General features: G+C 36.5%; 10 protein-coding genes. 3 read left to right on the plus strand and 7 right to left on the minus strand.

The window, feature by feature from the left end:
- Positions 1-346 (minus strand): hypothetical protein (locus tag L6N96_02560; protein ID MCP8323047.1); only part of this gene is annotated, 346 nt, incomplete at its 3' end.
- Between the two features lie 229 nt (positions 347-575).
- Positions 576-2,756: a cadmium-translocating P-type ATPase gene (cadA, locus tag L6N96_02565; GenBank protein MCP8323048.1), complete on the minus strand. Its 2,181-nt coding sequence runs from the start codon at positions 2,754-2,756 to the stop codon at positions 576-578.
- A gap of 69 nt (positions 2,757-2,825) precedes the next feature.
- Between cadA and L6N96_02570 the strand changes: the two genes are divergently transcribed.
- Complete coding sequence (locus tag L6N96_02570) at positions 2,826-3,854, plus strand: MtaA/CmuA family methyltransferase (protein ID MCP8323049.1); 1,029 nt, start codon at positions 2,826-2,828, stop codon at positions 3,852-3,854.
- 216 nt (positions 3,855-4,070) lie between these two features.
- Here L6N96_02570 and L6N96_02575 read toward each other — a convergent pair whose 3' ends face one another.
- The 4 genes from L6N96_02575 to L6N96_02590 form a co-directional block, all read right to left on the minus strand.
- Entirely contained in the window at positions 4,071-4,616 is a 546-nt protein-coding gene (locus L6N96_02575) for a zinc-binding dehydrogenase (GenBank protein MCP8323050.1), read from the minus strand.
- Positions 4,553-5,077 carry an alcohol dehydrogenase catalytic domain-containing protein gene (locus L6N96_02580; GenBank protein ID MCP8323051.1) on the minus strand — a complete coding sequence of 175 codons (525 nt, stop codon included), beginning with the start codon at positions 5,075-5,077 and terminating at the stop codon, positions 4,553-4,555. The genes L6N96_02575 and L6N96_02580 overlap by 64 nt, the downstream gene beginning before the upstream one ends.
- A gap of 378 nt (positions 5,078-5,455) precedes the next feature.
- Positions 5,456-6,181, minus strand: a complete 726-nt coding sequence (locus L6N96_02585) for a class I SAM-dependent methyltransferase (protein MCP8323052.1) — start codon at positions 6,179-6,181, stop codon at positions 5,456-5,458.
- A gap of 123 nt (positions 6,182-6,304) precedes the next feature.
- Positions 6,305-7,477, minus strand: coding sequence for an MFS transporter (locus tag L6N96_02590; GenBank protein MCP8323053.1), 1,173 nt, complete (start codon positions 7,475-7,477; stop codon positions 6,305-6,307).
- Positions 7,478-7,694: 217 nt separating this feature from the next.
- Between L6N96_02590 and L6N96_02595 the strand changes: the two genes are divergently transcribed.
- Complete coding sequence (locus tag L6N96_02595; GenBank protein ID MCP8323054.1) at positions 7,695-9,047, plus strand: MBL fold metallo-hydrolase; 1,353 nt, start codon at positions 7,695-7,697, stop codon at positions 9,045-9,047.
- 129 nt (positions 9,048-9,176) lie between these two features.
- Here the strand turns inward: L6N96_02595 and L6N96_02600 are convergent, their stop codons facing one another.
- Positions 9,177-9,653: a hypothetical protein gene (locus tag L6N96_02600; GenBank protein ID MCP8323055.1), complete on the minus strand. Its 477-nt coding sequence runs from the start codon at positions 9,651-9,653 to the stop codon at positions 9,177-9,179.
- A gap of 128 nt (positions 9,654-9,781) precedes the next feature.
- Here L6N96_02600 and L6N96_02605 point away from each other — a divergent pair.
- Positions 9,782-10,432: MFS transporter (locus L6N96_02605; protein MCP8323056.1), on the plus strand; the 651-nt coding region annotated here is incomplete at its 3' end.

Consider the following 10,432-nt stretch of genomic DNA (forward strand, 5'->3'; position numbering starts at 1 on the left):
TTACGTTATCATAGACAAATCCGCTTGCATCGTCATGGAAGTATAGACCATCTGTTCCATTCGTAATATGGCATCTCTCTATATAGAGGTAAGCACCAGAGATGTCTATTGTTGATTCTTGTAGGTCAATCATTGCACCCTGACCATATATCGTTGTATCACCCGTTATCATGACTCCGCCTGTGTACAAAGTGTTAGGATCAAGCCAGAATGTACCTCCAGTACCTCCACTTACTGCATCTGATAATGCCTCGGTAGGCTCTGCAATTACAGGTGTCGGTACCGCGAGAAGAAAAGGCATCATTAGAAACATCGAAATAGTAATTATTCCTACTATCTTTTTCATCGTATTTCGGCATAGGTTATCGAGATATATTAATAAAGATTGTCTCATTAGAAATAATTGACAGGAAGATCATAATTTTTCATCATTTTTTGGAAAAATGAAATCCGATTTTCAAACTTCTTCAAGGTAAATCTTCCAGATAGAACTCGTTCGTACATTAACTATCACTTTCAATTTTTAAAATTTTGTATAATTTTATAAAAAATATTAAAAGAATAAGTAATACATCTTAGTGATGTTCATGTTCCTTGGGTGTTTTTTCTGTTATCTTTGATAAATATTCTAAAGGATTCTTCCTAAATTCAGTTTCACAGTCTTTTGAGCAGAAGTAGATAATATATCCATCATGTTCAACTTTACTATATGCCTTTTCGGGTACAACTTTCATTCCACAGACCGGGTCTGTGGTTATGTGTTTTGTCTCCTTAACCTCTACCTTCGGTTCATATTTTCTTAAAGTCTGACTGTTAATGGCAACAATAACTGTACTCAAAGACATAAGTATAGCCCCAACTGCGGGAGTAATAATAATACCAAAATTAAATAAAGTACCAGCAGCTAAAGGAATTGCCAAAATATTATAACCTGCAGCCCACCAGAGGTTCTGAACCATCTTCGAATATGTTTTTCCTGAAAGGTCCATAACCTTGATTACATCCTTTGGATCATTTTTTACAAGAATAATATCGGCACTTTCTATAGCTACATCAGTTCCAGCACCTATGGCGATCCCCACATCTGCTGTAACAAGAGCTGGTGCATCGTTTATCCCATCACCTATCATGGAAACCTTGTGGCCCTTTTCCTTTAGAAACCTAACTTTTTCTGCTTTTTTATCTGGTAAAACTTGTGCAAAGTAGTCATCTATACTTAATTCCTTTGCAACCCATTGCGCGACTTCCTCAGCATCTCCCGTGATCATGTAGACCTTTATCCCCATCTCTTTCAGTCTTTTAACAGCCTCATACGATTCCTTTCTTATCTTATCAGAAAGCGCAAATGCACCAGCAAGTATGCCATCGACTATGGTGAAAACAACAGTCTTACCCTGTGCCTGAAGTCTCATTATCCTCTGATTTTCTACCTTTATTTTCATTTCTTTAAGAAGACTCGGGCTTCCCACATATACCTCTTTAACATCAACTTTTCCGTAAGCACCTTTTCCAGGTATCGCTTTGAATTCCTTGGTTTTTGGTATTTCTATACCTTTTTCCTTTACGAAATCAACAATAGCTTTTGCTATTATATGCTCCGAGTTAAGCTCGATACTCGCAGTGAATTTTAGAAGCTCATCTTCAGGAACAAAAGAAACTACATCACTGACACCGAACTTGCCTTCTGTTAATGTGCCAGTCTTATCGAAAACGACAGCATTGATATTCCTTACCATTTCAAAAGCTCTTCGATCTCTTATGAGAATTCCGCTTTTTGCGGTTATTGAGGTAGAAAGGGCAACAACTAAAGGAATAGCTAGACCGAGAGCGTGGGGGCATGCTATTACTAAAACTGAAACAGACCTCAAAAGGGCAAAGTCAGGATTTAAAAGAACGAACCATACCAGATAAGTAATTATTCCTACCCCTACAGCAATGTAAAAAAGGAGAGCCGATGCTCTATTCGCTAGATCTTGAGTTCTTGACCTGCTTTCTTGAGCCTGTCTTACCAGTTTTATTACTTGTGATAAATAAGTTTCTTCCCCTGTCCTTTCTATTCTTACCTTCAAAACGCCTTCTGTATTTATAGAACCGCCTATCACTTTATCTTTCACTTTTTTATGAACAGGCTTTGATTCTCCTGTCAATAGAGCTTCATTTAGAAAGGATTCTCCCTCTACTACAAGGCCATCAGAAGGTATCTTCTCGCCTGGACGAACAAGAACAGTATCATTAACCTTCAACTGTGAAATTGGAATATCTTCAATTTCACCACTTTTTACAAGGTGGGCTGTTGTGGGCATTATCTTAACAAGCTCTTCCAATGCCCTTGAAGCTCCAAGAACACTTCTAGCCTCTATCCAGTGTCCAAGAAGCATTACGTCGATAAGAGTGACGAGTTCCCAGAAGAAATCTTTCCCAGCTATGAAAAAAACTGTACTTGTAGAGAAGAAAAAAGCCACTGATATGGCTGTTCCTATCAATGTCATCATTCCTGGCTGTCGGTCTTTAATTTCCTGAACCAAACCCCTCAGAAATGGCCAACCACCATAGAAGTAAACAATTGATGATAGAAGGAACAAGATTTCTTTTTGTAATGGTATTTCTATCCTATAACCGAACCATATCTGGATCATTTCAGAGAGAAGTAGAATCGGGATTGTGAGTATCAATGAAACCCAGAATCTACTTTTAAACTCCACTATATGGTGAGCATGGCCTTGCTTTCTATGATTGCTATGATCTTGATGGTCCATATTATCGTAATCCTATCATATATGAGGTAATTAGAAATATAAAAATCCTATAATATATTGATTAAAGATATGAAGGAGTTAAGTCCCAAGAAGAGAGTACTTAAAGCATTGATGGGAGGAAGACTGGATAGAGTACCAGTTACATGCATAACAGGTTGTCAAGGTGCTATAAACGTGGAGATGCAAAAAATAACAGGTATTCACTGGCCAGAAGCTCATAAAGATCCTGAAAAGATGGCGAGACTTGCAATAGCAGGTTACGAATTGGGTGGGATAGAATGTGTAAACATTCCGTTTGATAACATAGTAGAGGCCGAAGCTCTAGGATGTAAATCAAGATATCATGAAAAAATGCATCTTTTCCCTGTAGTTATAGATCATCCCTATACTAAACCTGAAGATCTGAAGATGGCAGACAACATACTCGAATTAGGTAGAATTCCCATAGTATTACAAGCGATAAGAATTGCTAGAGAGGAAGTTGGTGATTTTCTACCAATAGTGAGCCATGTCATAGGACCGTTTACTCTTGCCGGTGAATTGGTCGAAATAGGGAAATTCTTGATTTGGACTATAAAAAACCTTGATTATATGAAAGCATTTCTTGATTTTTCTACTGATTTCATTATTAAGTTTGCCAAAGCTCAGTACAGAGCTGGCTCTGATATAGTGACGGTAGCTGATGGAGCCCTTGCACCAGAAATGGTAACTCCTGATATATTGCATAAATTCATCAAGCCTGTTTTGATTAGAATAGCCAATAGTTTGGGAGGAATCAGACTTCTTTACATAGGTGGTAAAGTAGAATCCATGGTTCCTTTTTTAGTAGAGTGTGGTTACGATGGAGTCAGTGTTGATGAGACAGTCAATATTGCAAGAATTAAAGATATTGTAGGCGATGTAAAAATATTGGGTAATATAAGCTCTAAAAAGACACTAACATCAGGCTCTCCAGAAGAAGTAAGCGCAGAAGTAAAGAAAGCTATTGGAGATGGTGCTGATTTGATAGAACCTAGTTGTGGAATTCCACCCGACGCACCAACAATCAACATAAAAGCAATGGTTGAAGCGGTCAAAGAATTTGGGAGTAGGAAATAATTCTATTTTTTGTTCTTCAATAAGTCGATTATTCTATCACATTTAATTGTCTTTCCTAAGCCAACTGCCTTACGCTCTATAAATTCTTCTGACCTTTCCTAGCTTTGCAGGTTCTAAGTTGAAGACTATGGTCTTAAGGTTTGTCATTTCGTCTATGCTAAAAATAAAATTAGAAAGTTAATTGATAAAGAAATGAATAGGGGCGTTTAATAGAGATTATGGTAAAAGTACGGCTCGACCCTCTATTTCGCCATACTTCAACTTTTTCAGAACCTCATTTGCTTCTTCAAGTTTATAGTTCTCTGTAAATATTTTCATCTTTCCATTTGCTGCAATCTCAAGAACGTCAATCATGTCTTGCCTAGTACCAATAACAGTACCTTGGACGGTTTTTTCTTGAAAGAACTGGAAATTTAATATTTTTCCAGATACTCCAAGGACGATTGTTCCTCCTCGCTTTGTAATGGATAGTGCTTGGTTTATCGCTTTATTTGAAGGAGCGAAGACTATGGAAGAATCAGCGTAACCAATTTTCTTGAAATATTTTTCGGCCTCTTTCGGATAAACTGTGTCTTCAGCTCCCAGATTTGATGCAAGTTCAAGATGTTTCTCATTTCTACTAACAGCAATCACTTTAGCATCCCAAAGCCTTGCCAACTGCACCGCTACATGTCCAACACCTCCGATGCCGAATATTGCTAATATCTTACCAGGTGCAGTATTGCTTTTTTTACGGCTCTGTAAGCTGTTATACCAGGACAAAAAAGGGGAGCTGCCTCTGAATCGTTTATTCTATTTGGTACTTTATAGGCAAACTTACTTTGTATTTTTAGGTATTCTGAATAGCCTCCATCGACGTCTTGACCTGTTATCTTTCTATTTAAACAAATGTTTTCCCTTCCAGTAAGGCAGTATTCACAAACACCACAAGCATAATATAAAGGCTGAATACCGACTCTGTCTCCTACTTTAAAATCATCAACATCTTTACCTGTGGATTCGGTTATGCCTACAATTTCATGGCCAGGTATTAAAGGCAACGTAGAAGGGACATTACGGCCTATCCAGTCTCCCTCAATCATATGTAGATTTGAGCGACATACACCACAAGCCTTGATTCTCACTAATATCTCATCTTTATCAATGATAGGTTCATCAATGGTAATCGATTTTAAAGGCTTTCTCTCAATCGCCCCAAGTCTTTCAAGCATCATGGCTCTCATGAATTTTCGAACTAATTCCAACTTTTTATCGTCATAAACTTTACGTTGCAGAGCTCAAATTATGAGAAGCTTATCTATAATGATGAATATTACCAATACTCCTTATATTATTGAAAAATTATGAATATATTCAAAAGTAATTGGAACAATAGAAAATGGCAGGTAAACAATGAACGCGCGTGCCAGAAACGAACTTATCCAGAAAGCCTATAAGAAGTATTTGGCTAAATTGAAGAAGAAGATTAAGGACCTTGGTTTTTAAAATGTCGTTGAATCGACATTTCTTATATAGAATTAAAGACTGCTGGAATGAAATAGTTGAGACTGTCGGGATAGGGCAATTGGAGATAGGTGTCCCCAAATTCAGGTCTTTCTAGATTAACTAGTTGTATTACTTTTTGCAGTCTTCTTGGCTATAACTAGAACCACTCCTCCATGCATCTTGACTTTAAATATGACCTCATCAAATGATCTACCGATGATATTCTTCAGCTCACTATTTTTAGGGAGTTGCCTATAAGTTGTGTGGAGTATACTATAAAATAGACCTTTCTCTCTGACAAAGATAACTGCCATAGAAGGAACTATAAATCTCCACCATATGCCCATAACCCATCTTTTTATCAGATCATCCGGTTTTCCTAAATCGACAATTATGAATTTTCCATCTTCTCTCAATACTCTTGATACTTCTCTTATAGAGAGTGCCATATTCATTGCATCTCTTAACGAGAACCCACACATAACTAAATCAATTTTTTTTCTCTTAAAGGGGAGAACCTCGAAAAGACCTACTACTGCTTCAGGTCTTTTATCCTCCAATCTCCTTTTTGCTAATTTAAGATATTCGGGTATAGGGTCGAGTAGTATCAGGTCTTTGATGTTTAGTCCACTTTTCAAGGCAACTTCGCTCATAACTCCTGGACCGCAACCCGCATCCAATACTATGTCTGCGGATGGTAGAGCGTAAATTATCCCTTCTTTTCTAAAATCCTTATCACGACCAAAGGAGATTAGATGGTTGACATGCTCGTATATCAGCATCACAGAATAAAGAGCTTCTATTACTTTGTGCCATTGTTCTGCTAAACCGAACTCTAACATAAATCTAACAACATTTTTTCTAAACTATTAAAGGATTCAAGGATAAATATGTTGTAAATATACAAGTAAATCCTATTAAATTGATAATTGTCCACCCAAGAAGATAAATCAACATCTTGGAGCTTAAGGCTGATTCTTAAATCGTATAATGGTAACAGGTACTATGGCTAGCAAGCTTATAAAGGCTAAACTGAAGTAGGGTATCGACGCGCCAAAAGTCTCTGCAATCATACCTCCATAAAAAGGCCCAATAGTATCTCCAAAACCAAACAGGGCCTCTACAGATCCTAAAGTTATACCTATTTTACTTCTTGAAGCTAGCTTTGAAGCTGTTGATAAAGTTAAGGGTGAAAATATACCCATTGCGATGCCTACTAAAGTTAAAAATAATGCAAAATATCCGATGCCGATGAAATTGGCTGCGAGAAAAAGGCCTAGCGCTTGAATTGTAAGCCCAATTACTAAAGCTTTCCTAATTCCAATATTTGAAATTTTTTCAGAAAATAGAAACATAATGGCTCTCATAACTCCAAAAAAGGCGAACAGAATTCCTAATTGAAAAGAAGTAATACCAAAGTCGCTAGCGTATACTGGAAAGATTGAAAAAATCACTCCAAAAACCATGCTGTATGTTATTACAACTACATATATGGATAGAAGATTTTTATTTAAAAGTCTGAATTTATGATTAAAATCATTGTTATTCAATGCTTTGGTATTTATCGAAGGTTTTTTGTAGCTAAGTCCACAGATGGCTAGTAGCACTGCTATCAATCCGACTATGAAACAAAAGGTGAAAAGGGTTGGAAAAGATGTTTTCTCAAGAATAAAACCTCCAATCGGTGGACCTAAGAGAAAACCTAAAGCCCAAGAAAAGCTAAACTGTCCCATAACCTTCATTCTTTCCCTATTTGTTGAGAAGTCAACAAGTATTGCCTCAACCGTGGGCCACAAGAAAGCAAAAGCCAGCCCCCCAAAAATTCTAACTAATACTATATGAACTAGATCAGAAGCCAGGATGAAAAGAATCGCACTGATTGCTGTTAAAGTTACTCCAGATAAGTAAAAGTATCTTCTATCAAACTTATCAGACATAAAGCCAACAAGTATAGGAAATATGATATATGGAAGAGCGTAAGCCGCTCCTATGATACCTTGATCTGCATATGTGGCACCAAAGATTTGAGCATAAATAGGTACAAGGGGGTTGTATGCTCCAACGCTGAAAGAAATTACGAAAATAGATACAAATATAAAAAATACTCTTTCTTTCCTCAGTGAGTCTCTCTTATACAAAAATATTCCACCTATTTGGTTGATAGTATTGAAATTCACAACTTTTTACTAAACGAGGGTTATTAGAAAACAAGAGGCTTATTTTTAAGTTTGATGATTTTAGATAAATTAAAAATAAGCAGTCATTCGAAATCGGGACATAAAACATTATTGAAGGTTCCCAAGTTTACTCTTACTCAGAACCGTTAAATGTTTGTTGTAAAATTAATTACGTATAATGGTAAGTTTAACTTTTTATGGTGGAATTAACGAAATTGGTGGCAATAAAGTTTTTTTAAAGGAAGACGAAGCTAGAGTTCTTCTTGATTTTGGGCAATCCTTCACTTGTGGTGTAGAATGTTTTACAGGTTGGCTAACACCCAGAGCGATTAACGGATTGGGGGACTATTTTGAGTTTAATCTTTTGCCGAAGATCATGGGATTGTATGCTAAAGAACTATTAGCTTTTACCGATCTTCCTTATATTAAGCCGAAGATCGATGCTGTATTTTTATCTCACGCTCATTGGGATCACGTAAATCATATTCAGTTTTTAGATCCAGATATCCCCGTATATCTTGGAGAAGGTACCAAATTGTTTATGGAGTCCATGGAGAAGACCAGCAGTTTCTGTAATTATGGAAAGCACCAGTATCGGACATTTCGAACTGGAGACAAGATCAAGGTTGGTGGTATAGTGGTCGAGCCTGTTCATGTCGATCATTCGATTCCTGCTGCTTATGGGTTCTTAATCCATACGTCTGAAGGTACAATTGTGTATACTGGGGATCTTAGGGCTCATGGTCCAAGGAAGGATATGACTGAGGAGTTTGCTAAGAAAGCACATGAATCTGAACCGGTTGCTATGGTATGTGAAGGCACTAGAATGGTGGAAAAGGAAGGGAGAAAGAACTATACTGAAGAGCAAGTCGAGAAATTGAGTGACAGAATTGTTACATCAACCAATAATATCGTATTTATCACTCGATATAGCCGTGATATGGATAGGTTTAGAAGCTTCTATAACGTTGCTAAAGACAATGGCAGAAACATTGTCATTTCTCCAAAGATAGCTTATCTTCTAAGTAAACTTGTTGAAGACAGACGCCTAGATCTTCCTGATCCGTTGAAAGACGAAAATATTCTGGTCTATTATAAACGAAAAGGCTCTGGAGAATTTAACGAAAAGGATTATTATCTTTGGGAAAGAGAGTTCATGGATAAAATGGTGACCTTTGATTTTGTACAAAAGAACCAAAGCAAGTTGATTATGGACTTAAATTTTTATCAATTTGCAGAACTAATTGATATTAGACCAAATCCAAGTAGCCACTTTATCCATAGCATGAGTGAACCTTTCAGTGAAGAAGATATCGAAGATCAGGTTATGCATAACTGGTTATATCATTTCAATATCCATTTCCATCAACTTCACGCTTCTGGACATATGGATAGACAACAGATAACTAACTTAATCTACGACATCAAACCGAAGAAAGTATTCCCAATACACACAGAAAATACACACATATTTAAAAAGATAAACAAGAACATTGAAACAATGAAATACGGAAAAGAATACACAATATGATTGATTAAGATTTCAATTGATTTTGATGAAAATATTTCTTAATGATATTAATTTTTATTTCAAATTCACGAAATTTACCCTTCTCTTTTAACTCTCATTTTGTAGTTTAAACAACTTTCCAATGGATGACTATCTAAATGTTAGCCCAATAAAATAACCAACATAATGTGTAATAACTATGACCACTAATGCAATTATTAAATGTTCTATAACTGCATTCCAAGGTTTTACTTTTTGATCTTTAGCATTATAAAAACTAAAGAATCCCAAAATAGATAACCCCCAAACGATACTTACGATAACGGCTGTTGTCAATGACAGTAACAAAACGGGAATAACGAAAGTACTTGCAAAAATTAATTTAGATAGAAAAGTTGAGAATGTCGACTCCCATATCTCTTTTGTAGTATGCTTACTTTCAGATTCTTCAGAAATATGAATACCTAATGCATCCGAAAGAGCATCTGCTATTGCTATTGTCAATATTCCGCCGATAACCGCAAGTTTTGAGTGAGTTCCAGAGCTTAAGCCCACCATCAGTCCCAGTGTCGTGATTATACCCGAGGTTATACCAAAGTAAAATCCTGTTTTTATCGAATGTTTCATTAATGCCACCAACTTTAATTTTAATATTAAGTATATCAATCTATTGAAATAAAAACAGAATTTATTTCATTTTTTGCCTATTTCAATATGCTTTTATCCTTTTTATTTATCCATTTAAAGGTGAAAACATGGAGAAGAGACTAACAGAATTATTGGAGACGGCACCTTTATCACGTTTTCACTATCTACTGTTAATGATAGGCAGTTTTATCTATGGATTTACAGCTATGAACTACCTTTTACTCTCACCTATTTTACCTGCCATAAGCAAAGAGTGGGCTTTAGATATACCAACACAAAGCTTTATCTTAAGTCTGACAGCTTTAGGGATGTTTGCTGGCGCTTTAAGTTGCGGAATCATAGCCGACGTTTTAGGTAGAAGGAAAGCGCTTTTATTAACTATTTTAATTATGGCAATTTTTACTGGACTCTGTTCTGTTGCTTGGGATTTTTTATCCCTGTCTGTCTTCCGTTTTTTTGCAGGAATAGGTCTAGGGGGTTCATTACCTCAACCTGGGGTCTATGTATCCGAATACGTACCTGCGAAGTCGAGAGGGCGTTTTCTAGGTCTTATAGAATCTGCTTGGGCATTCGGCGCAGTGCTCGCAATAATCTTTCCATTTTATTTGATCCAGGGCTATGGAGAGTTCTTAGGATGGCGCTTGACATTTTTAGTGGGTTTGATCCCACTTTTTTTAATTCCTATTATCCTTCGATATTTACCCGAATCCATAAGATATTTAGAAAATAAAGGAATGGAAGATGAAGCTAGGGGCATA

The sequence above is a fragment of the Candidatus Methylarchaceae archaeon HK02M2 genome (genome assembly GCA_024256165.1).
Taxonomy (GTDB): domain Archaea; phylum Thermoproteota; class Nitrososphaeria; order Nitrososphaerales; family JACAEJ01; genus HK02M2.